The sequence below is a fragment of the Methylobacterium goesingense genome (assembly GCF_022179225.1).
GTDB lineage: Bacteria > Pseudomonadota > Alphaproteobacteria > Rhizobiales > Beijerinckiaceae > Methylobacterium > Methylobacterium goesingense.
Genome location: NZ_BPQL01000070.1, coordinates 18,669 through 38,257 on the forward strand (window position 1 = coordinate 18,669; position 19,589 = coordinate 38,257).

Here is a 19,589-nt window from a genome sequence, read left to right on the forward strand (position 1 = left end):
CTCCCTCAGTTCCGCGTCGCCAGGTGCTCGCGCGAGGCGAGTACGGTTTCGATCAGCCGGCGCAGGACGCGGACGGACCCGCCGGGCCAGTTCTCCGCCAGGACGCCGGCTTCCTCCTCGTCGAGGTCCGGGAGCCACGTCGCATCGAGGCCGCGCTCGCGGCGAACGTCGGCAAGGATGCCCTTCGTCAGCGAAGGCAGCGACGCCGCCGTCCGGGGGCCCAGCGTCAGGACGCGGAACCGGGACAGCAGGGCCGGATCGAGGCCGGCGACGCTGTTCGCCGTGGCGAGCCAGCTCACCGCCGAGAGGTCGGTCGGGCACTCCAGGAAGGGATCCTGGTACCGCCTCGACGTCTCCGCCTCCGTGAGGGCCAGGACGCCGTCGACGAGCCTGCCGTTGTCCGCCCTGGTCCCCGCGCGGGAGAGCTCATCGAGGACGACGAGCACGCTCGCCGCGCCGGCCTGCTTGATCGCCTGCAGGGGCACCGTCGCCCGGCCGGTGCTCCACTGGCGGGACGTCCCGATCAGGCTGGAATCCGCGACGCCCCCGCACGAGTAGACCGTCACGGCCAGCCCCAGGATCTCGCCCAACCGCCGCGTCAGGCGCGACTTGCCCGTGCCCGGGGGGCCGAGCAGGAGGGTCGGTGGCAGGTGCACGAAGCTCCGCCCGGCCAGCGGGACGAGGATCGCGTCGATGACCGCGGCGTCGTCCGGGAACTCGGACACGAGCACCCGCCGCGCCTCGGCCAGGTCGGGGACGACGGCCAGCGGCAACGCCTTTCCGGCGAGGGGCGCCCACTCCGTCCGGGCAGTGCTGCCCGTGCTCCTACCGGCGCGCGCGCCGTTCTCGGCGCTGCCGGGCAGGTGCTCGACGGACGCCAAGACGACCAGGCTCGGCCCTGCGGCACGCTCCCGATCCGCCTTCTCGCGGGCCGCCTTCGCCCGGGCCTCGGCGGCCCACGACGGCTCGGGCTCTTCATCCTCGGGCGCGGCCGCCCGGGTTGCATCGTGGATCGTGGCGTCCCCGGATTGCAGGGCGCTCGCCAAGGCGCCAAGGCCGGGATTCCCCGGACGCCAGGCGTACCGCACGTCCGCCGACAGCCCGACCAACGCCGAGGCGTACTTGTGCCCCTCCTGGCCGTGCTCGACCAACCAGGCAGCCCTCTCCCGGCAGTAATCTCGGCCGGCGCGGTCGCCACACTCGGCGAGGCAGCCGGCCGCCGCTCCGGCAAGCTGCTCCAACTCGACGCGAAGGACGACTGCATCGTCGAGGTCCTCGGGGTCGAGGTCGAGCCGCTCGTCGAGCTCCTGCAACCTGCGCTCGCACGTCTCCAGGAGGGCGAGGAGGCGGACGTAGCCCGTGTGGGCGCGCCTGGGATCAGTCCAGCCCTTGTCGCGGACGTCCTCGGCTGTGCTCCACGCGGCCTGCCAAAGCCCCAGCACGCCGTCATCGTCGCCGAAGCGCAGCAAGTCGCGGCGCCGCGGCCGGTCCCGCGGGCAGCGGACGGTCAGGAGGAGTTCCAACAGCCGGAACGGCGAGTCGTGTCGGAAGGGAGGAGGCAGGGTGCCGTTCAGGACGGCGTCGAGCGTCACAGCGGACGCGGCCTCGCGCGAGGTGCGATTGTTCTGCATGTTCGGTTTCCTTCGACCAAGAGCTCGGGTGAAAACCGCAAGCTCACGTGAGTTTGACTATAGGAGGAAGGTGTTACTGATCTCCTTCCTGGGTCTTCAAAAAACGGAAATGTTCACGCTCGGCGCGGGCATGATCTATTTCCGCATAGGCTTTCTCCATCTCGACGCGGGCCATCCCGCCGAGATACGCACGCTCCCGCATGCTGGGGCCCTGGTCGACGCCCTTTCCTTTGGAGTAAGGCCCCCGGTCGCAGAGCTCGGCCGAGGCCAGCAGCATGTACCCAAACGCCCTTGGGCAACTGGACGTCGCGGCCCGACCGAGGAGCGTGTAGACCCACGCCGCCACGCCGAAGCGTTCGATCCTGTCGCGGGTCACCGTGCGCCGGTTTAGGCCCGTCACCCGCCCCAAATCGGTGCTCCACTCGTTGCCGAAAATGACCACGGCGGCCTCCTCGACGGCATCGGACAGGTCGCGTCCGATCTCATCGAACGGAACGGCCTCGCCGTCGATGTGCGGGGTCTTGTCGACGAAGGAGAGGACCTGCCCGTCGATTGTGCCGACGGGGACGCCAACGTCGGCCTTGGCTCCGGGGTGGAGGATGATGCGCGCCATGGGGGGAGGCCCTCGAATCAATAGGGCGGCCCCTTCTGGACCGCCCTTGGACAACGTGGATGGGTGGGGTTTTAGGCGCGGTTCTTGTTGAAATGCGCCACAGCTTCGAACAGGCGCTTCTTCGAGTAAGCCGCGTACTGCTGCGCCTGCTCCAGCGACAGCTGCGAGGTCGCGAGCGCGAGCTCCTCCTTCCCCTTCTCAAGCTTCCACACGACCCGGATCGCATGGGGGAAGAGCTTGCTCGCGGGGACTTGGACGAGGCTCTCGACGTACCGGGCGTACTCCCAGGCAGTCCTGAAGAGGACGGGGCGGTCGTAGCGCTTCTGCTTGTTGGATTCCGTTGTCATTACTTCCCTCCAGGGAGTCTCTAAGCGGCGGAGTAGATCTCACCGCGGGGCGGCCGGTCGGCGCTCCCCGATCCCCCAGCACGCCGGGGGAGAAGGGAGGGCCGCTCAGGCGGCTAGGGGCTGGGTGTGCCGGACCTCTTCCGCCAGGGCGGTGGCGAGGGCGGCCTGGAGGACCTGCTGCTGCTCCTGCAGTTTGAGCCAGATCTGGGCCAAGGCGAACCCGTTCTTGCTGCGCCCGGTGAGGATGATCTCGCGGATGTCGGCGAGGGCCTCATCAGTGCGGGCGAGGTTCGCGCGGATGCCCTCGATGCTCGTGGGGATCGGATCGGGGCGGCGCTGGAGGTACCGATCCTCGAACGTCCACACGAACAGCACGGGCCACACGAGGACGCGCCACGCGAAGCGGAGGATGATGGACAGACGGATTCTGGCAGTGGACTTGAGCTTCATTTCTGGTCGGCCTCTAGAGATGAGGAGTTCGAAAGCTGGGCGGGCATCGGCCACACCGCACTGGGAAGAATACGGACGGCGGGATCGCCGTCAAGCTGCGAGGTGCACTATCCACAACGAGAAAGGGCCCCCGGTGAAGGGAGCCCTGCTCGTAGTCCGCACCCCAGATGGAGTGAACCGTGGTCGAATGACCAGCGGGGGTCTTCGTAGGGTCTGTCCTCCCTAGACTGGGAGGGATCGTGAACCAGAGGCTAAGAAAGTCGCGTTGGTTGGTTTGCCCGACAACGTGCCGGCTGACCTCAAGATAGCCAGCCCGCCGCCCCCGTCAATCGCCTCGTGCCGCCTCGGTTAACGCCGGGCTGGATCATCGCCTGGTCGCTGCGGAGACTTCTCGAAGGATCGATTCGAGGGGACCCCAGTGGGCACAGGTTGGCACGTACCGGAGCAAGGCGGCCCGCCCGGGATCGAGCCCGGCTTCTACGCCGAGGATCAGGCGGCCCTCGACGCGCTGCTGGCCGATCCGACGACCGAGCACGCCTTGGTCGCCCCGGGCGCGCCGTCGCCGCTCGTCCACGGGCAGCGCGCCCGCGTGGCGACGCCCGAGCAGGCTGAGGTCCTCCGGGCGCACGAATCGCGGCCTGCGCCCGCCGGCATCCATCCTGCCCGTACGATCCCGTTCAACGACCTGATCAGGGGTCTGGAGCGCGCTCGGTCCGCCGGCCTCGTCAGTCGGAAGACCTGCCAGGACACGGGGCTGATCCTCTACTGCTACACGCAGCGCTGCGTGTACGACCACGGCTGGGATGCCTTCACGCTGCTGGCCCGCGGGCTGATCATCGACCCATTCCGTGGCGCCGTGGTTGCGACGCCCTTCCCGAAATTCTTCAATCAGGCCGACGAACAACCTGCTCGACGGCTACGGCTCGTCCGCCGCCCTCGGCCGCGTGATGGAGGCCGCCTGATATGGCCGACCTGTCGATCTTCAAGCCGGACCTCAAGGGCCTGCTCTCCCTCGAAAAGCGCGAGCTCGCCCGCCGCGTCCTGGAGCTCCACGACGAGCTCGTCCGGGAGCGCGCCCGGCGGGAGGAGGCGGAAGCTCAGATCCGCGTGCCCTCATGGGAGAGGGGCTTCGTCAAGGACACCGGCCGCGCCCGGGACGCCGACCTGCCGGCCGTGGGGTCCTTCCATGGCTGAGAAGCACACCACAACGTCCGGCATCATCATCGGAAGCGCGACCTGGGAGGCGTTCGTCGTCGGCCCCATGGCGCGCGATGCCCTCGGCGCCATCGGTCATCGGTCCGACGTGGAGGCGATCCGCATCGAGGCGGCGGGCGGCGAGTACACGCTCAATCGGGAGCCAGTCTCCAAGTCCGACGCGGACCTCGTCTTCAACGCCTGGCGCTGCGACCCGAAGCGGTTCTCCGAGGACGCGAGCGAGAAGCTGATCGAGCACATGCGCAGGGCCATCACGGTCAGGCGGTTGCTGGGAGGGACGGCGGCATGACCGAGGCTTGGGCTGGGCGCACCTTCCGCAACGCGGCGCCCCTGACGCTGCGAGGGGACAACCCCGTCGACGGCTACTCCGCGGAGGACCTGCGTGGGCATGGGTGGGCGCCGGGCGGGTACATGGGCACCTGCCAGGACTGTGTGGAAGTCCACGTCGGTGGCGACAAGCGGTGCCGGCGATGCCGGGCGTGCGCGATCAAGGCCCTGGAGGCTTCCCGCAACCGTCCGAGATGGCAGAGCGGGCACAAGGGGATCCCGACCGACCGTCCGGTGTGGGCGTACTTCTACTGGAGCGGCAGCAGCGAAGACGAGGACATCATGCTGCTGCACGGCATCTCGGACGAGGGCGGTGAGGTGTTCACCGTCCAGCACGAGAGGGTCCGCGACTGGGACCGGTACGGCCACGTCATCTGCTGGATCGACGTCGAGGAGCGCCCGGCGCTCTCCGTCGAGGCGGTCGACGCCATCGTGGCTGCCTTGGCCGACCAGCGGAGCATCCACTGGTCCTGCGCCGACCACATCGTCGAAGACTGGCTGCACCAGACGGCCCTGCAGGCGGTCGTCGACGGGCACCGGGACGCCACGCGAATCGCGGCGGCCGCGCTCAAGAGCCGCGAGCTCGACTTCTCCCGGTACTACGGCTGAGGGCGACGACCATGTTCTCATCGAAGCTCGAAACCGCCGCGGTCGCTTGGCGCGAGGCCCGCATGAAGGCATGCGCGGCGCCCGTCGAAGGGTTCGTGAAGGACAAGAAGGGCGACAGCATCGCGGTGCCGAACCTGCAGGTCTGGACCGACCTCGGCGCCGCGGAGACCACCCTGAGCGAGGCGGTGGTGGCCCATTTGGCGAAGGAGGCCGAGTTCGCCCGGCTGGAAGCGCGCCCCAAGCTGTTCGTCATCCATGGCTGGATGCATCACGCCCCGCACGAGGAGGAGGCGTGCACCCTGGAGGAGGCAGTCCAAAGCGCCAAGGCGGCGAACGACTGGGGGTATTGGTTCCCGGAGAAGATCTGCACGGTCGCCGGCGAACTCGTGCTTGCCGAGGCAGAGCTCTACGAGCGCATCTGGGCTGAGGACGCGGCATGACCGAGTGTGGGTTCTGGTGGGCCTCGGTCGAGAGACGCGAGCCGCAGGTCGTCGAGGTCTCGGAGAGCCACGGCATCAAGTTCGTGTTCGCGACCGGGAACGACGTCGACCTCAGCGAGGCTGACGTGCGCCTGATCGAGCGGGTGCTCCCGGCCGGGCGCGCTGCGGCCGCCGTCGATAGGCTGGACGAGATCGCCGGCGAGTTGTGGCCATGGCGCGTGGTGGAGGAGATCTCCGCCATCCTGCTGATCGAGGAGAGTGGGGCATGACGACCGATGCGGCCGCGCTGGCCAAGATCGAGGGATGGACGTCCATCTGTGGCGACAAGCCGGAGGTCCTCGTCCATGAGCTCGCTGAACTCGGGTTCGTGATCATGCGCCGGTCCGAGATCGATGCCCTGGCTGATGCCATGTGGCAGTGCCTCGACGACATGGGCGCACAAGGCCAGGGCGTGTGCCTCGCCTCGAAGGCCAAGGCCCGGGTCGCCTACGAGCCATTCCGGGTCGACGCCGATGGCGAGGAGGCGCCCGTCGACTACCCGCTTGAGGAGGCCGAGCGCACCCTGGAGTGGATACGGGATGGACTTCGGCACGAGCTCATCCGGCCCGTGACGGTCCTGCCGTGGTCGGACGAGGCCGTCTCGCCGCTGATCAAGATCGATGGAGGCAAGGCATGACCAAGTCATCCGACGTCGCCGACTGGATCTCGGAGAACGTGGCGCTGTCCCCGCCGGGCGCCTCGGTGCGCCTGTCCGGCTACCAGCGCGCCATCGTCGAGGCCATAGCGGACCCGGCGGTGAAGGTGCGATTCCCGACGCCGGCGGAGATGTGACGGGCAGGCCAGCGCACGGAGGCGGCCCACCTTATGCTGTGGGCGGCCCTGCAAGGGCGAGGACGTCTTGCTCTGCGAGCGGACGCCGGTTGCCTCGGCCTATGAGTGGAGGGTTCGGCCTTCGCCGAACACCTGCCATGCCGCATGCGCCTCGGCCTTCTCGCGGAACATGACCGGGACGCTCACGAGATCGATTTCCTCGCCGGGCTCCCTGCGCTTGTCGAGGATCGCCTGACCCTTCAGGACGGCCACGCCGTAGCCGCCGATGTTGTGCTTGGTCGGGTCCGGTTCGGGCCAGTAGCCGTACACGACGTCCCCGTTGGCCATGAGGATGTTCAGCGCGTCGGCCGGGATGGGCTCCTGGGCGATCATGCCGATGTTCGCCTTGGCCGGCTCGATCATCTCGGCGAGGTACGAGATGAGCTCGGGGCTCTCAGGGGTATAGCGCTTCATGATGGTGTCCTCCGGTGATGGGGACACCATGCAGGCCGACCCGTCGCCTTTGATTGAATCCAATCGATCAAATACGACGCATCAGGCCGCTTTTGCCTCGCGTTCGGCGGCGGCCTTGGCCTTCTCCTCGGCTTCCTTCGCAGCCTTCAGCGCAGCCGTTTTGGCCTTGCCGGCGGCCTCGTTCTCGCGGCGCCGGCGCGTGATGTCCGCCCGGAGCGTCGACAGGTCCGGGAGCACCGTCGCCGCGACCTGCTCGTCGACCCAGGCGCACCACTGCTCCATCACGGGCGCCTTCTGGTCGAGGCGGTCGTCAGCCGTGTAGTGCCGCTCCAAGACGTCGTCGCTCCTGATGCCCTCGTTGTGATCGAGCACGAGTTTCACCGTGTCGCGGGACACCCGGAACTCGTGCTGCAGGGTCGTTGACAGGCAACGCCGCAGGTCGTGCGGGGACGCCTTGATCCCCAGGTCGATGAGCCTGTGGTTGATGGCGGCGTCGGACATGTGGCCGAACGCATCGCCGCCCGCCTTCTTCGGGCGGATCTGGGGGAACAGGTACGGCGAGCCGCCGGTCCGGCGTAGCTGCTCCTGGATGCGGGCCCACAGCGCCGGCGGAAGCGGAACGACGTGCCGGTGCTTGTCCTGGCGCTTCGCCGCGGTCTTGCGGTGGCTCGGGCCCATCGACCACACGCCCCAGCCCGGCATCTCGATCCAGTCGACGAAATCGACGGTCAGGGCGCCGGCGACGGGACGACGGCGCTGGCCGGTCGCGATGAGGAGCTCCAGCGACATCGAGACCGAGCGGTCGAGGATGCCGGATCGCGCGACCGCGACCGCGGTCCCGACCTCGGCCGGCGTCGCGATGTAGGTCCCCGGCTCCTTTCCGTTCGAGCGGACCTTGGCCTCGGTCGAGCGCTCGGGCGCCTTCAGGCCCGCCATCGTCGTCGTGACGCCGGAGAGGTGCTGCCGCCGGTCCTCGGCCATGTACCCCCAGAAGGGGCGCAGGACGCTGGCCAGGTGCTCGGCATGCCGCTCCCGACCGCTCGCGTGGATCTTGTCGACGATGACCGCGAGCTCCGACCGGGTGATGCCGCGGACCTGGCGATTGGCGAGGACCGCGAGCTCGGGTTGCCCGAGCATCACCCGGTAGTCGTTCCAGGTGTCGTGGCGGCGGATGCGCTTCACCTCCGCGAGGTACGATTCCCGCGCCTCCTCCCAGCGCCAGTTCAACAGGTGCGGGATCTCGGCCTCGAACGCCGCGACCAGGGCGGGGTCGCGCTGCGGCCGGGCATGCGCCATGCCGAGACCGACGTACTGGTCACGGAGCCACTCCTCACCGAGCTCGGCATGGGGCGAGTTAAGGGCCTTGCGCGCCGCCCCGGCGATGCTCCGGGCCTGCTCCAGATCGAGGATCCCCGGCACGCCGATCTTCAACCGCATCGTCCGGTCGCCCCTCTCGAACTTGAGGCCCCAGCTTGGGCCCCGCGGCTTGATGCGGAGGATGAGGCCGGGCGCCCCCTTGTCGATGACGTCGTAGGGGGTCACGCCCGCCTTCGCCTTCGCCACGTGCTTGTCGACGGATTGCTGGGTGAGGGTGACGGCCACGGGCTACTCCGACGAACAGGGGCGGAACTGGGGCGGGGACTCTGGGGCGGGGTTCGGCCTGGTCGCAAGAGGGGAAACGGTGTCATGGTGAAGACCGGCAGCGCCATCAGGGGGTTATGGCGGGGTCGTCAGGGCCTGAAAACGGGGGCGGAGTGCCTAGACACTTGGAATCATAATCCTTGTGTCGGGGGTTCAAATCCCTCCCTCGCTACCAACGATCACAAGCGCTCAGCTTGAAAGCCCTGGCCAGGACGCCGGGGCTTTTTCGTTTCTGGGGCGGCACCGTAAATGTACGACCGATGGCTTTCGTGCCCGGCTGTTCAGCGGCAACCCTTCGGGTTCTGCAAGCAGACGTCGAATCGGGCGGCCAACGAGAATTACAAAAATTCAGATTTGGGCTGCCTACTCGTATGCGCTCACCTCGGTGATGAATTTACGGCGTATGGCCCTCGAAAAATCGCTGTAGCCTTTTGCGGTGAGCAGGAACGCGTTCGGTCCGGCGACGACGTGCGTCTCGAACCATTGCTGCAGGCCGACGCGCTCCTGGGGCAGGGGTGTCGCCCGGAGGCCGTATCCCGGGGCCCTGTAGGCGCCGGCGCCCACGACGTCGTTCTCGCCCGGCACGAGGATCGGCAGGCCGTTGATGGTGGCGCCTGAGGCGAGAACGGCGGCCTGCTCGGTTGCGAGGTCGTCCGTGTCGGTGCAATTGTCGATGCCGTCACCCGAGACGTCGACGACGATGCGTTCGGCGGGGACCGGCATCGCGGGGATCACGCTCTCGGCGATCGTGCGGAACATCTGGGCCACGCAGGTGAATTCGCCGGTCTGACGGGGGGTCGCGCGGACCTGCGCCGCTGCAGCGACCGCGTCGGCGCGGCTCGCGATCCGCCGCCATCCGACAGCCAGGCTGGCTCGATCGGCCCAGGTCACCATGGCGAAGAGCGTTCCGCCTGGGCGCGAGGTCATCGCCGCGACGACGCCCGGATCTTCCAGGGCTTCCGCGATTCCCTCCATCTGCAGGCCGAAGCGCGCCGCATCGACCGATTGCGACACGTCCACGGAGACGATGAGCGCGACCGCGACGGGCGGTTCGGCCCCGACCGCCACGGGCGTACCGCAGACGATCAGAAACGCCGCCCATCGCGCGCGCCAGTGCGAAGGTCGACGCAGCGGCCGAGCGCGTGCGGGACCCCGCGGACCCGACCGCCACCAGGGCCGCTCAGGGCATCGCGGGGATTGCTGCGCGGGCGAGTCGCCGATCCCGCCGTCGAGGACGAGGATTTCAAGGGTCGGAGCGGCCGGTTCGGCGAGACGTTGGGGCATCGTTCGGTTGCCGTCGATCGTCAGGTCTTGTCGATGAAGCGCACCGTGCAGCCTGGGTACCGCGCGACAAGGGCGCGGCCGCGCTCCGGGCCGAGGACCATGCAGCTGGTGGACAGACCGTCCGCCAGAAGCCCAGTCGGGGCGGTGACAGTCACGGAAGCCAAGCCTTTCGGAGAACGCCCCGTCGCGGGGTCGAAGATGTGGTGGTCGACGCGGTCCGGCGAGAAGCTCATGCTGTAGTCTCCAGAGGTCGCGGCAAAGCCCGTGAACGGTTCGATCACGGCGGCGAGGGTATCCGGCGCACGCGGATCGGCGATGCCGAGGCACCAGGGCGTGCCGTCGGCGTGCGCTCCCGCGGCGCCGAACTCACCGGTATCCACGAAGGCCTCGGTGATCCCGCGTGCGTGCAGGGCCCCCATCACCCGGTCGGCGGCGTAGCCCTGGATCAGCGCATTCAGCGTCACCTCGGTGCCGGGCTCCAGAACGATGCGCTCGGGCAGAAGGGAGACCTTGCGCCAGCCGATTCGGGCGGCGGCCTGGCGTAGTGAGGCTTGGTCCGGACGCTCGCCCCGCGCGGCTGCCTCTGCCCAGACCGGCCAGAGTGGCTGCACGGTGGGATCGAAGGCGCCGCCGGTGCGCGCGGCGAGATCGAGGGCGAAGCGCAGGAGCGTGATCAGGTGCGAGGGCGGCGCGTCGAGGTGTCCAACGCGGTTGAGGCGATTCAGAGCGCTGGTCGCCCTGAAGAGGCTCGCGGCGTCCTCGACGCCGCGGATCTCCGCAAATCCGTCGGAGAGGGCCGCGTCGAGGGCGGACGGTTCGGGTCCGGCCACCGTGAGGGCAACGGTGGTGCCGAAGGCGAGCCCCGTGCGGGTTCGCGTCGTGAGGCCCTGCGCGCCGGCCATCGCGCGGAACGCCGCCACGCCGCCGAGGGCGGCCGTGGCGAGACCGGCCCCCCCGACGAGGACGCGGCGCCGGGCCGGGCGCAGGATCGCCGTCATTCCGCCGGCACCGGCCGGGGCGCGATCCGCCGCCCGTGCTTGGCCGCCACCACTTGCGGCACGCATTGCTGCGGGTCTTGGATGATCGTCACGCAATCCATGCACTGAAAGCACTCTGGGTAGTCGATCCGGCCGGACGGCGCGATGGCGCCGTAGCGGCAGCGCACCTTGCAGAGCTGGCACGGGCTGCCGCACTCCGCCCGGCGTGGAATCCAGTCGAGGACGCGCAAGCGCCCGAGGATCGCGAGCCCGGCGCCGAGCGGGCAGAGGTAGCGGCAGAAACCCTTGTAGACGAACAGGTTGAGCACCAGGAGGCCGACCGCGTAGGCCACGAAGGGCCATCCCCGCACGAAGTAGAGGGTGATGGCGGTCTTGAACGGCTCAGCCTCGGAGAACGTATCGGCCAGGGGCGAGCCGGTGGCGGCGGCGACGAGGATGCCGGCGAGGAGCCCGTACTTTCCCTGTCGCAACCAGAAATCGAGCCGGGGCGGCACCGTGATCGGCCGGATGCGCAGGGGCTTGGCGAGCCAGGCGGTGAATTCCTGCAGCGCGCCGAAGGGGCAGAGCCAGCCGCAGAACGTGCCCCGCCCCCAGACCACGAGGGTCGGGACGACGAAGGCCCAGAGCAGGAGCGAGGGCGGATCGTACAGGAGGAACGCCAGATCGTGGGTCACGGTGGCGGCGCGCACCAGGCCGACGAGGGTGACGATGGAGAGTTGCGCCTGGGCGTACCAGCCGATGAAGCCGAGGGTGAAGGCGAGGAAGCCGAGGCGGAAGATCGCGAAGCGGCGGCGATCGGCGACGAGCCCGCGCCGGAACGCGAGCACCGGCACGAGCCCGGCCAGCGCCAGGGCGATCACGCCGAGTTCGGGCCCGCGCGCCCGCCATGGATCGAGCCAGCTCGGACCCGCTTCCGCCGCCTCGCGGATGAACAACGTGGCGGGGAGTGTGTAGTCGGCGGAGAATTCGCGGACGATCTTCTCGGACAGTATCTGCCCGCGTTCGCGCACGAGCTTGACCCTCAGCGTCCAGGGTGCCGAGGGATCGAAGCCCGCGGCCCCGGTGATCCGCAGGATCGTCCAGGGCCCGTTGGGCAGATCCGGGGCGGCGCCGCGCCGCTCGATCGCCATGTCCCGCGCATTCACCGCGAGACCGCCCTGCGTCACGGCGAGGCGTTCGGGGATCGAGCCCAGCACGAAATCCTCGCCGAGGGGGTTCTCGGAGCCGTGGCTCACCACCATCACCGCGTGGTCGCCGGGGCCGAGTTCGCGCATGAGCGCGGCGAAGCGGTCCGGACCGAGGAGGCTGCGGCCGATCGCCGGCACATTGAGATAGGCGAAGGTGAGATCGGTGAGCGGTCGGTCGCCCGGACCGTCGTCGATGGGGTCCATGCCCGCATCCCGGAAGGCGGTCTCGGCCTGTCCGTGGGTCACGGTGAGGCGGCGCACCCAGCCCCGCGCGACGAGGTCGGCCACACTCAGGGATTCGTCGGCATCCGGCCGGGCCTCGACCTTCAAGCCGACATTCGCAGCGCCGAACCCCAGCTTGGCGCGCGCGACCGCCAGGGACGCACCGAGGATCGACTCGTTGATCACGCGCGTCGAGGCGGTGGCCATGGAGATCCCGTCCACGGTGGTCTCTGCCGAGGCTCCGCTTCCGCGCGCGTTCGGCCTGCCGACCCGGATCGACCGGCGGGCCGACAAGCCCACATATTGCTCGACGAAGGCGAAGAGCGGTTCCGAGCCCAGGCCCTCCAGGAAGACGGGCTCGTGGTGCGACACCACCTTCACATCGCGGAAGGTGCCGTCGGGGGCGAGCGCCACGAGGAGGTCGGGCGGCGTGCCGCCGAAGCCCGGGATGGGCGCGAGGTCGATGGATTCGAAGGCGTAGGCGAAAACCTCGTAGCGGCCGGCCTCCTGCTTCAGGATGGGCCAGACCGGCAGCGCCCCGTCGCGCTCGCCCACCACGAGCGGCGCCGGAAAGTACCGCTCGATGCCCGCCCGATCGAGCTGGCCCGCCAAGGCGGGATGGCTCCCCCACAGGGCCGTGAGGAGAACGAAGAAAAGCGCGAGCCGACGCACCCATGCTCCGGCGAAGGTCGGCCGGATCCGTGGGCGCATCTGCGCGGCGGTCATGGCGCGGCGCCGGGCGTGCCGGACGGTGCCGGCCGGACGGCCACGCCCCAGGGGAACCGGCCGACCTTGACGCTGCGGATCGGGCGCTGTGTCGCCACGTCGATCACCGTCACGTCCCCCGACACGCCGTTCGTGGTGAACATGCGTGACTCGTCCGGCGTCATCGCGAGTTGCCAGACCCGGCGTCCGACCAGGATGTAGTTCACGACCCTGTAGGTCTTGGCATCGATCACCGCGACACGATCGGAGGGGCCAAGCGCCACGAAGGCGAAGCGCCCGTCCCGCGTCAGGGTGATGCCCACGGGCTGAAGCCGGTCCTCGGCGATGCCCTTCACGCCGAACGTCACCGTCTCGATCACCTGGCGGGTCGCCACGTCGATCACCGCCACCGTCCCGCCGATCTCCGAGGAGACCCACAACCTCCGCCCGTCCGCCGAGAAGGCGGCGGCACGCGGGCGCTGGCCCACCGGCGTCGCGTCGAAGGCCGAGAGCGTCGCGACATCGATCCAATGGACCATGTTGGTGGTCTCGGAGGTGGTGATGGCGAGCTTTCCGTCGGGGCTCACCGCCATGCCCTCGGGCTCGATGCCGACATCGATCTGGGCGAGTACCTTGCGGGTCTGCGCATCGACCACGGTGGTGGTGGCGTTCTCCTCGTTGGCGATGAACAGCGTGCGGTCGTCCGGCGCCAGGGCGAACTGCTCGGGGTCCTCGCCCGAGGGCAGGTCGTGGCGTACCGCTCCCGTGTCGGGATCGATGACCTGCACGGCGTCGGAATCGCTGGCGCAGAGGTAGAGGGTGCGCCCGTCGCGGGAGAAGGTCAGGCCGCGCGGGCGCCGGCCCACGGGAAAGCTGCGGACCACATCCAGGGAGGCGCCATCGATCACCGAAACGGTGTTGTCGCGCTCGTTCGAGACGAAGATCTCCTGGCCCGCGACGGGGGACGCCATGAGCGTTCCCGCAAGGCAGAGTATGCCGATGAGGCACGCGGTGCGGGCCATGGTGTTCGCCTCCGGACGGCTGAAGGGGCGGTGCAGGGCCGGGGTGTGAGGCAGCATCAGCCCGCTCTTCGGAAGGCCCGGCACGCGCTCTCGGGCTCGTCGAGGCCAAGGGTGTCGAGTTCGGTGCGGTGGTGCAGGAATCCCTCGATCGGCGCCGTGGCCGTGACGGCGCCGGGCCCGATCAGGAACACCGGCTGGCGCAGTTGTCCGTTCCAGGCGCGGAAACTCAGGGGCCGGCCCTTGAAGCCGCCGACCTCGAATGTCGGTGCGAGCACCAGCGCCGCGACCCTGTCGGGATCGGTGCTGCGCACCTGCACCGCCGCTTCGCCGAGCGCGTGCACGGCCATCCAGCCGGCATAGTCCACCGGGCGCATCGCCCGACCGGCGAGCCGGCGGAAGCGGCCCTGGAGCTGCACCGCCGCCCAGGATTCCACCGGCCGGCCCCAGGCGGCGGGGGTGAGCCCCTGCGTGCCGACGACGGGGCGGGGCGAGGCCGTGTTGTAGAGGAGGTTCGCACCGAACGCCCCCGCCTCGTCGGCCACCGCGACCACGTCGTGCTCGGGGCCACGGGTGGGAATCACGAACTCGCGCAGCGCCGTATCCCGGGTGTCGCCGCCCTGCGGATCGAAGCGGGACTCGGCGACGATCCGCAACCCGAACTTCTTCGCGCTCCGGCGCAAGGCTTCGGCGTAGAGGGCATCGGCCGGCGCCGGGCCGGACAGCAGCAGGATGCGGGTCCAGCGCTTGAAGGCCAGGAACTGGACCAGGGCATCGGCGAGCATCGCCCGCGAGGGCAGAACATGGAGCAGCCGGGCCCGACAATCGGCATCGCGCAGGCGCGTGTCGGGCGTTCCGATATTGAGGAAGACGGTTCCTCGGGCTTCGGGCAGGTCGGCCAGCGCCAGCACGTCGTCGGTCGGCGCGTTCAGCACGACGAACCGGGCCGGCCCGTGTCCGAGGCTCCGGAACACCTGCCGAACATCCTCCTCCGGACCGACGATCCGGGACTCGAGCGTAAAACCCAGGGCGACGAAGCGGCCGGTGGCGTTCGAATCCCTCAACCCGAGTTCCGCCCCCTTGAGGCCTTCGTCGTCGGGGATCGGATCCTCGTTGTTGAGGGGCGCCGGGCGCTCGATGCGCCGTTCGAGGTAGTGGATCGTCAGCGCCTCGCCGGCGGTCGACGCGCGCGTGCCGCCGGGCATCGGTGTCGCGAAGGCGAGCGCCATGCCGGACAACACCGCCGCCGCGATCCGCGCGGCACGATGAGGCCGCGAGCGGCCACGGCCCGCGCTATCCCGCTTCCAGCGCCGACCGCGCATCGGCTCTCCCGTTCTGTTCGTTCTTTGTCGGCAGGATAGCGGCGGCGGCGGCGCCGCCGGTATTGGACCAAAGTGCAACGGTGCGGGCGCGGGATCGCGATGCTGACCCGTACCAAAGCACAATGGGTTTGGTTCAGAGCGCTTGCTACCCGTTTGTAATAATAACGGGAGGAACGACGATGAAGCCTTCAATCCTGGGCGGGGGCCTCCTCGCCCTCGGCCTCGCTCTGTCTGCGTCCATGGCCTTCGGTCACGGGGATGTCCAACCGCAACCCGTCGACACTGCGGGCCTCGCGCCCCTCGGCGAGGGCTGGAAGGACGAGAACCCGTACCGGGGCGACGTCAAGGCGATCGCCATCGGTGATTCCGGCTTCAACCAGAACTGTGCCCGCTGCCACGGCCTGCAGGTCATCTCCGGCGGCCTGGCGCCGGATCTGCGCTACCTTCCGGTTGGCAAGGAGGGCGACGAATACTTCGTCGAGCGCGTCCGCCACGGGGCGATCATCAACGGCATGACCAAGATGCCCGCCTTCGAGGGCGTGCTCACGCAGGAGGCCCTCTGGGCGATCCGCACCTACATCGAATCGAAGCACGAGGAATGAGGGAGGTTGCCCCGATGCTGCCTCATGCTGCACCGTTCGCCGGGACGCGCCGCCGCGTCCTGGCCGTCCTCCTCGCCGCGACCTGCCTGACCGCCGGCGCCCCCGCCATCGCCCGGCCCCTCGACGAGGTGACAACCTCGGGCGTCCTCAGGGTCGCCGTGTACGGCGACAACGTGCCCTTCTCGGGGGAGGGCGAGGCCGGCCCCCGTGGCATCGACGTGGACATCGCCCGCGCCATCGCGGATCGACTCAAGCTGCGCCTCGACCTGCGGGTGGTGGATGCGGCCGAGACCGTCGACGGGGATTTCCGACTGAACCTGTGGCGCGGCGACCTCGCGGGCTCGCCCCTGGCCGACTTGATGCTGCACGTGCCCCACGACCGGGTGCTGGCCACGCGCAACGAGCAGATCTTCCTCACGACGCCGTATTTCGAGCAGCGTCTCGCCTTCGCGTATCACCGTGACCGGATCGAGGGATTCGAGGGGGTGCGCGACCTGGAGGGCCACGCCGTCGCCGTCGAGGGCATGAGCGGGTCCGACAGCCTCGTGATGAACGCGGAAGGCGGACGCTATCGCGCCAGCGTGAAGCACTACCGCAGCTTCGACGAGGCCGCGAAAGCGTATCTCGCCGGCGACGCGCCGATCCTCGCCGGGACGCGCGCCGGCATCGAGGCGGCGATCGCGGCGGCCGGGGCCTCTCGGGGGGACAATCCCGTGGTCGAGGTGCCGATGCCGGGCATCGTCCGGACCCGGTGGGACCTGGGCGGAGCAGTGCGAAGCGATTCCCGCGACCTCGCCTACGCGGTGGGCGATGCCCTCTCGGCCCTGGCAGCCGAGGGGCGACTCAAGGCGATCTACGAGGCCTACGGCGTCACCTACGCCGCGCCGCAGGGCTATTGAGCCGGACCGATCGCCCGGCGCCCAGTGCCCACACCCCGGTCGTTATTCGACCAATGGCCAATAAGAATCGTCTGAGAACATCTCTAGCTTCGACAACAAGGGGCGCCATCCAATCAGCCAGGATGGCGAAACCCAGCGCGTCACGGACAAACCGGACCCAACATTGAACGGAGAGAACGCCATGAGACTACGCGACCAGTTCCTGACGGCGGTGGGCGCCACTGCGCTCTGCGTCGGCCTAACCTTGCCGGCATTCGCAGAGGTGACCGAGCAGGACATCCTGAACGATGCAAACACCCCTGGCGATGTCGTGACCTACGGCCTCGGGCCGCAGGCTCAGCGCTTCAGCCCCCTGAAGACCCTCAATCGCGACAACATCAAGGGTCTGGTGCCGGCCTATTCCTTCTCCTTCGGCGGCGAGAAGCAGCGCGGCCAGGAGAGTCAGGCGCTGGTCAAGGACGGTGTGCTCTACGTCACCGGCTCGTATTCGCGCATGTACGCCATCGATTCGCGCACCGGCGACAAGCTGTGGGAATACAACGCCCGACTGCCGGAGGGCATCCTGCCCTGCTGCGACGTGGTGAACCGGGGTGCGGCCCTCTACAAGGACAAGGTCTATTTCGGGACGCTGGACGCCAAGCTCGTGGCGCTCGACCAGAAGACCGGCAAGGTCGTTTGGCGCAAGGACATCGACGACTTCAAGGCCGGCTACAGCTACACCGCCGCGCCGATCATCGTGAAGGGCAAGATCATCACCGGCGTCTCCGGCGGCGAGTTCGGCGTCATCGGCCGGGTCGAGGCGCGCGATGCCGAGACCGGCGAGGTGGTGTGGAAGCGGCCCGTCATCGAAGGCCACGTCGGCGAGCTCAACGGCAAGCCCTCGACCATGACCGGCAAGGTCAACGAGACCTGGCCCGGCGACACCTGGAAGTTCGGCGGCGGCGCGACCTGGCTCGGCGGCACCTACGATCCCGAGAGCAACCTCGTCTATTTCGGCACCGGCAACCCCGGCCCGTGGAACTCGGCGCTGCGCCCCGGCGACAACAAGTGGACGGCCTCGCGTCTGGCCATAAACCCGGACAACGGCGAGATCGTCTGGGGCTTCCAGACCACCCCGCATGACGGCTGGGACTTCGACGGCGTCAACGAGTTCGTGCCCTTCGACATGCAGAAGGACGGCAAGACCGTGAAGGCCGGTGGCACTGCCGACCGCAACGGCTTCTTCTACGTCCTCGACCGGACCAACGGGAAATTCATCTCGGCCACTCCGTTCGTGAACAAGATCAACTGGGCCAAGGGCATCGATCAGAACGGCCGTCCGATCTACGACGAGGCCTTCCGCCCGGGCGATCCGGCGAAGTCCGAGGACGGCAAGAAGGGCAAGTCCGTCTTCGCCGTGCCGAGCTTCCTCGGTGGCAAGAACTGGATGCCGGTCGCCTACAGCCCCGATACCAAGCTGTTCTACGTGCCCTCGAACGAGTGGGGCATGGACATCTGGAACGAGCCGGTCTCGTACAAGAAGGGCGCGGCCTATCTGGGCGCCGGCTTCACCATCAAACCGGTCTTCGAAGACCATATCGGCTCGCTCAAGGCCATCGACCCGGCCTCCGGCAAGACCGTGTGGGAGTACAAGAACAAGGCCCCGCTCTGGGCCGGCGTGCTGACCACGGCGGGCAACCTCGTCTTCACGGGAACCCCGGAGGGCTTCCTCAAGGCCTTCGACGCCAAGACCGGCGAGGAAGTCTGGAAGTTCCAGGTCGGCACCGGCGTCGTCGCCTCGCCGATCACCTGGGAGCAGGACGGCGAGCAATGGGTCGGCGTCGCCGCCGGCTGGGGCGGTGCCGTGCCGCTGTGGGGCGGCGAGGTGGCGAAATCCACCGCCGGCATCAACCAGGGCGGCAGCTTCTGGGCCTTCAAGCTGCCCAAGACCGTCGCCGCACGCTGAGCGGATCGCGCGAACGGGCGGTGGCTCCGGCCATCGCCCGATGGGCGATCCCCTGCCTCAAGGGAAGCGCGCCGGCCTTCGATGGAGGAGCGGCGCGCCCAGGCTCCGGACTACCGGCGGTCTCTCAACACCCGCAGGCAGTCCGGAGCTTTCGTTTGCCACCTTCATCGCCGTCTCGGAAGCGGACCGGCAGATCACTTCCCGGCGCCGACCGCGAGCGACGGGTGGTGGCCAGGGCTCAGCCCGCCCGCTTGATCTTGAAGGACTCGAGATATTCCTTCGGCTTGGCCGGATCGAAGGTCTTGCCCATCACCACGAAGCTCTTGGTGGTGGTCTCCGGCGGCGTGAGGCCGGCCTGCTTCATCAGCTTGGCGGCGTCGGTGGCGCGATAGACCTTGGCGGCCACGGCCGCGTAGTCGACCTCACCCTTGATCTGGCCCCAGCGCTGCATCTGGGTCAGCGTCCAGACCGCGAAGCTCTCGTACGGGAAGGGATCGAAGGCGACACGCTTCGGATCCTTCTTCACGCCGCCGAGCCCATCCGCGTAGGTGCCGGTGAGGACCTGTTCGATGACGGTCTGTGGCTGGTTCAGGTAGTTGGCCGGTGCGATGGCCGCGGCGATGTCCTTGCGGTTCTCGGGCCTGGAGGCGTGCGCCGTCGCCTCCATGATCGCCCGCAGCAGGGCCGCGGTCGCGTTCGGCATTGTCTGGATCGTGTCCTGCCCGATCGAGAAGGCGCAGCAGGGATGCCCGTCCCAGATCTCCTTCGAGAGGATGTGAATGAAACCGACGCCGTCATAAACGGCGCGCTGAACGATGTTGTCGGGGGCGAGGAACCCGTCGATGTTGT

At 68.9% G+C, this 19,589-nt stretch carries 22 protein-coding genes and 1 tRNA gene; 11 read left to right on the plus strand and 12 right to left on the minus strand.

The features are described from left to right. Nucleotides 1-5: 5 nt before the first annotated feature. The 4 genes from MFF30_RS13910 to MFF30_RS13925 all read right to left on the minus strand — a co-directional run bounded on the left by MFF30_RS13910 (nt 6) and on the right by MFF30_RS13925 (nt 3,041). On the minus strand, nt 6-1,631 hold the full coding sequence (locus tag MFF30_RS13910) for an AAA family ATPase (protein WP_056096926.1): 1,626 nt from the start codon (nt 1,629-1,631) through the stop codon (nt 6-8). A gap of 73 nt (nt 1,632-1,704) precedes the next feature. Beyond that, entirely contained in the window at nt 1,705-2,244 is a 540-nt protein-coding gene (locus MFF30_RS13915) for a hypothetical protein (protein WP_056096924.1), read from the minus strand. Nucleotides 2,245-2,315: 71 nt separating this feature from the next. Continuing rightward, on the minus strand, nt 2,316-2,591 hold the full coding sequence (locus tag MFF30_RS13920; protein WP_056096921.1) for a hypothetical protein: 276 nt from the start codon (nt 2,589-2,591) through the stop codon (nt 2,316-2,318). Nucleotides 2,592-2,696: 105 nt separating this feature from the next. After that, complete coding sequence (locus MFF30_RS13925) at nt 2,697-3,041, minus strand: hypothetical protein (protein WP_056096918.1); 345 nt, start codon at nt 3,039-3,041, stop codon at nt 2,697-2,699. A gap of 963 nt (nt 3,042-4,004) precedes the next feature. On the opposite strand from MFF30_RS13925, the gene MFF30_RS13930 reads away from it, so the two are divergent. The 7 genes from MFF30_RS13930 to MFF30_RS13960 are packed head-to-tail and all read left to right on the plus strand — an operon-like array spanning nt 4,005 to nt 6,463. After that, the gene (locus MFF30_RS13930) at nt 4,005-4,235 is read left to right on the plus strand and encodes a hypothetical protein (protein WP_056096912.1); all 231 of its coding nucleotides are present in this window, start codon (nt 4,005-4,007) and stop codon (nt 4,233-4,235) included. Then, nucleotides 4,228-4,545, plus strand: a complete 318-nt coding sequence (locus tag MFF30_RS13935; protein WP_056096909.1) for a hypothetical protein — start codon at nt 4,228-4,230, stop codon at nt 4,543-4,545. The genes MFF30_RS13930 and MFF30_RS13935 overlap by 8 nt, the downstream gene beginning before the upstream one ends. After that, a complete protein-coding gene (locus MFF30_RS13940; RefSeq protein ID WP_056096907.1) occupies nt 4,542-5,192 on the plus strand; it encodes an ACT domain-containing protein in 651 nt (216 codons plus the stop codon). The genes MFF30_RS13935 and MFF30_RS13940 overlap by 4 nt, the downstream gene beginning before the upstream one ends. Nucleotides 5,193-5,203: 11 nt before the next feature. After that, nucleotides 5,204-5,632 (plus strand): hypothetical protein, encoded by a 429-nt coding sequence (locus tag MFF30_RS13945; RefSeq protein WP_056096904.1) that lies wholly within the window; start codon nt 5,204-5,206, stop codon nt 5,630-5,632. Beyond that, nucleotides 5,629-5,901, plus strand: coding sequence for a hypothetical protein (locus tag MFF30_RS13950; protein ID WP_056096901.1), 273 nt, complete (start codon nt 5,629-5,631; stop codon nt 5,899-5,901). The genes MFF30_RS13945 and MFF30_RS13950 overlap by 4 nt, the downstream gene beginning before the upstream one ends. Next, entirely contained in the window at nt 5,898-6,308 is a 411-nt protein-coding gene (locus MFF30_RS13955; RefSeq protein ID WP_056096899.1) for a hypothetical protein, read from the plus strand. The genes MFF30_RS13950 and MFF30_RS13955 overlap by 4 nt, the downstream gene beginning before the upstream one ends. Then, nucleotides 6,305-6,463, plus strand: coding sequence for a hypothetical protein (locus MFF30_RS13960; protein WP_238280005.1), 159 nt, complete (start codon nt 6,305-6,307; stop codon nt 6,461-6,463). Before MFF30_RS13955 ends, MFF30_RS13960 begins: the two co-directional genes overlap by 4 nt. A 99-nt stretch (nt 6,464-6,562) precedes the next feature. Here the strand turns inward: MFF30_RS13960 and MFF30_RS13965 are convergent, their stop codons facing one another. After that, the gene (locus MFF30_RS13965; protein ID WP_056096895.1) at nt 6,563-6,916 is read right to left on the minus strand and encodes a hypothetical protein; all 354 of its coding nucleotides are present in this window, start codon (nt 6,914-6,916) and stop codon (nt 6,563-6,565) included. An 81-nt stretch (nt 6,917-6,997) separates the two neighbouring features. Beyond that, nucleotides 6,998-8,518 carry a tyrosine-type recombinase/integrase gene (locus MFF30_RS13970; protein WP_056246677.1) on the minus strand — a complete coding sequence of 507 codons (1,521 nt, stop codon included), beginning with the start codon at nt 8,516-8,518 and terminating at the stop codon, nt 6,998-7,000. 118 nt (nt 8,519-8,636) lie between these two features. Between MFF30_RS13970 and MFF30_RS13975 the strand changes: the two genes are divergently transcribed. After that, nucleotides 8,637-8,732 (plus strand) — tRNA-Met (locus MFF30_RS13975). A 188-nt stretch (nt 8,733-8,920) separates the two neighbouring features. Here MFF30_RS13975 and MFF30_RS13980 read toward each other — a convergent pair. The 5 genes from MFF30_RS13980 to pedA1 all read right to left on the minus strand — a co-directional run bounded on the left by MFF30_RS13980 (nt 8,921) and on the right by pedA1 (nt 15,201). Continuing rightward, entirely contained in the window at nt 8,921-9,688 is a 768-nt protein-coding gene (locus MFF30_RS13980) for a DUF1194 domain-containing protein (protein WP_373320900.1), read from the minus strand. A gap of 173 nt (nt 9,689-9,861) precedes the next feature. Beyond that, nucleotides 9,862-10,839 (minus strand): FAD:protein FMN transferase, encoded by a 978-nt coding sequence (locus MFF30_RS13985; protein WP_238280007.1) that lies wholly within the window; start codon nt 10,837-10,839, stop codon nt 9,862-9,864. Further along, a complete protein-coding gene (locus MFF30_RS13990; RefSeq protein ID WP_238280008.1) occupies nt 10,836-12,974 on the minus strand; it encodes a 4Fe-4S binding protein in 2,139 nt (712 codons plus the stop codon). The genes MFF30_RS13985 and MFF30_RS13990 overlap by 4 nt, the downstream gene beginning before the upstream one ends. Continuing rightward, entirely contained in the window at nt 12,971-13,975 is a 1,005-nt protein-coding gene (locus tag MFF30_RS13995; RefSeq protein WP_373320901.1) for a YVTN family beta-propeller repeat protein, read from the minus strand. The genes MFF30_RS13990 and MFF30_RS13995 overlap by 4 nt, the downstream gene beginning before the upstream one ends. Before the next feature lie 56 nt (nt 13,976-14,031). After that, the gene (gene pedA1, locus MFF30_RS14000) at nt 14,032-15,201 is read right to left on the minus strand and encodes a lanthanide ABC transporter ABC transporter substrate-binding protein PedA1 (RefSeq protein WP_373320902.1); all 1,170 of its coding nucleotides are present in this window, start codon (nt 15,199-15,201) and stop codon (nt 14,032-14,034) included. A 272-nt stretch (nt 15,202-15,473) separates the two neighbouring features. Here pedA1 and pedF point away from each other — a divergent pair, with 272 nt between their 5' ends. The 3 genes from pedF (at nt 15,474) to MFF30_RS14015 (ending at nt 18,740) form a co-directional block, all read left to right on the plus strand. Beyond that, nucleotides 15,474-15,896: a cytochrome c-550 PedF gene (gene pedF / locus MFF30_RS14005; RefSeq protein WP_238280009.1), complete on the plus strand. Its 423-nt coding sequence runs from the start codon at nt 15,474-15,476 to the stop codon at nt 15,894-15,896. A 14-nt stretch (nt 15,897-15,910) separates the two neighbouring features. Then, the gene (locus MFF30_RS14010) at nt 15,911-16,795 is read left to right on the plus strand and encodes a substrate-binding periplasmic protein (protein ID WP_238280010.1); all 885 of its coding nucleotides are present in this window, start codon (nt 15,911-15,913) and stop codon (nt 16,793-16,795) included. A 181-nt stretch (nt 16,796-16,976) separates the two neighbouring features. Beyond that, nucleotides 16,977-18,740, plus strand: a complete 1,764-nt coding sequence (locus MFF30_RS14015) for a PQQ-dependent methanol/ethanol family dehydrogenase (protein WP_238280011.1) — start codon at nt 16,977-16,979, stop codon at nt 18,738-18,740. Nucleotides 18,741-18,978: 238 nt separating this feature from the next. Here the strand turns inward: MFF30_RS14015 and MFF30_RS14020 are convergent. Next, on the minus strand, nt 18,979-19,589 hold a 611-nt coding region (locus MFF30_RS14020; protein WP_238280012.1), incomplete at its 5' end, for an ABC transporter substrate-binding protein.

Excerpts from the sequence above, each read along its gene's own strand:
- MFF30_RS13910 (WP_056096926.1), bottom strand. The coding sequence starts at position 1,631 with ATGCAGAACAATCGCACCTCGCGCGAGGCCGCGTCCGCTGTGACGCTC.
- MFF30_RS13915 (WP_056096924.1), bottom strand. The coding sequence starts at position 2,244 with ATGGCGCGCATCATCCTCCACCCCGGAGCCAAGGCCGACGTTGGCGTC.
- MFF30_RS13920 (WP_056096921.1), bottom strand. The coding sequence starts at position 2,591 with ATGACAACGGAATCCAACAAGCAGAAGCGCTACGACCGCCCCGTCCTC.
- MFF30_RS13925 (WP_056096918.1), bottom strand. The coding sequence starts at position 3,041 with ATGAAGCTCAAGTCCACTGCCAGAATCCGTCTGTCCATCATCCTCCGC.
- MFF30_RS13930 (WP_056096912.1), top strand. The coding sequence starts at position 4,005 with ATGGCCGACCTGTCGATCTTCAAGCCGGACCTCAAGGGCCTGCTCTCC.
- MFF30_RS13935 (WP_056096909.1), top strand. The coding sequence starts at position 4,228 with ATGGCTGAGAAGCACACCACAACGTCCGGCATCATCATCGGAAGCGCG.
- MFF30_RS13940 (WP_056096907.1), top strand. The coding sequence starts at position 4,542 with ATGACCGAGGCTTGGGCTGGGCGCACCTTCCGCAACGCGGCGCCCCTG.
- MFF30_RS13945 (WP_056096904.1), top strand. The coding sequence starts at position 5,204 with ATGTTCTCATCGAAGCTCGAAACCGCCGCGGTCGCTTGGCGCGAGGCC.
- MFF30_RS13950 (WP_056096901.1), top strand. The coding sequence starts at position 5,629 with ATGACCGAGTGTGGGTTCTGGTGGGCCTCGGTCGAGAGACGCGAGCCG.
- MFF30_RS13955 (WP_056096899.1), top strand. The coding sequence starts at position 5,898 with ATGACGACCGATGCGGCCGCGCTGGCCAAGATCGAGGGATGGACGTCC.
- MFF30_RS13960 (WP_238280005.1), top strand. The coding sequence starts at position 6,305 with ATGACCAAGTCATCCGACGTCGCCGACTGGATCTCGGAGAACGTGGCG.
- MFF30_RS13965 (WP_056096895.1), bottom strand. The coding sequence starts at position 6,916 with ATGAAGCGCTATACCCCTGAGAGCCCCGAGCTCATCTCGTACCTCGCC.
- MFF30_RS13985 (WP_238280007.1), bottom strand. The coding sequence starts at position 10,839 with ATGACGGCGATCCTGCGCCCGGCCCGGCGCCGCGTCCTCGTCGGGGGG.
- MFF30_RS13990 (WP_238280008.1), bottom strand. The coding sequence starts at position 12,974 with ATGACCGCCGCGCAGATGCGCCCACGGATCCGGCCGACCTTCGCCGGA.
- MFF30_RS13995 (WP_373320901.1), bottom strand. The coding sequence starts at position 13,975 with ATGGCCCGCACCGCGTGCCTCATCGGCATACTCTGCCTTGCGGGAACG.
- pedA1 (WP_373320902.1), bottom strand. The coding sequence starts at position 15,201 with ATGGCGCTCGCCTTCGCGACACCGATGCCCGGCGGCACGCGCGCGTCG.
- pedF (WP_238280009.1), top strand. The coding sequence starts at position 15,474 with ATGAAGCCTTCAATCCTGGGCGGGGGCCTCCTCGCCCTCGGCCTCGCT.
- MFF30_RS14010 (WP_238280010.1), top strand. The coding sequence starts at position 15,911 with ATGCTGCCTCATGCTGCACCGTTCGCCGGGACGCGCCGCCGCGTCCTG.
- MFF30_RS14015 (WP_238280011.1), top strand. The coding sequence starts at position 16,977 with ATGAGACTACGCGACCAGTTCCTGACGGCGGTGGGCGCCACTGCGCTC.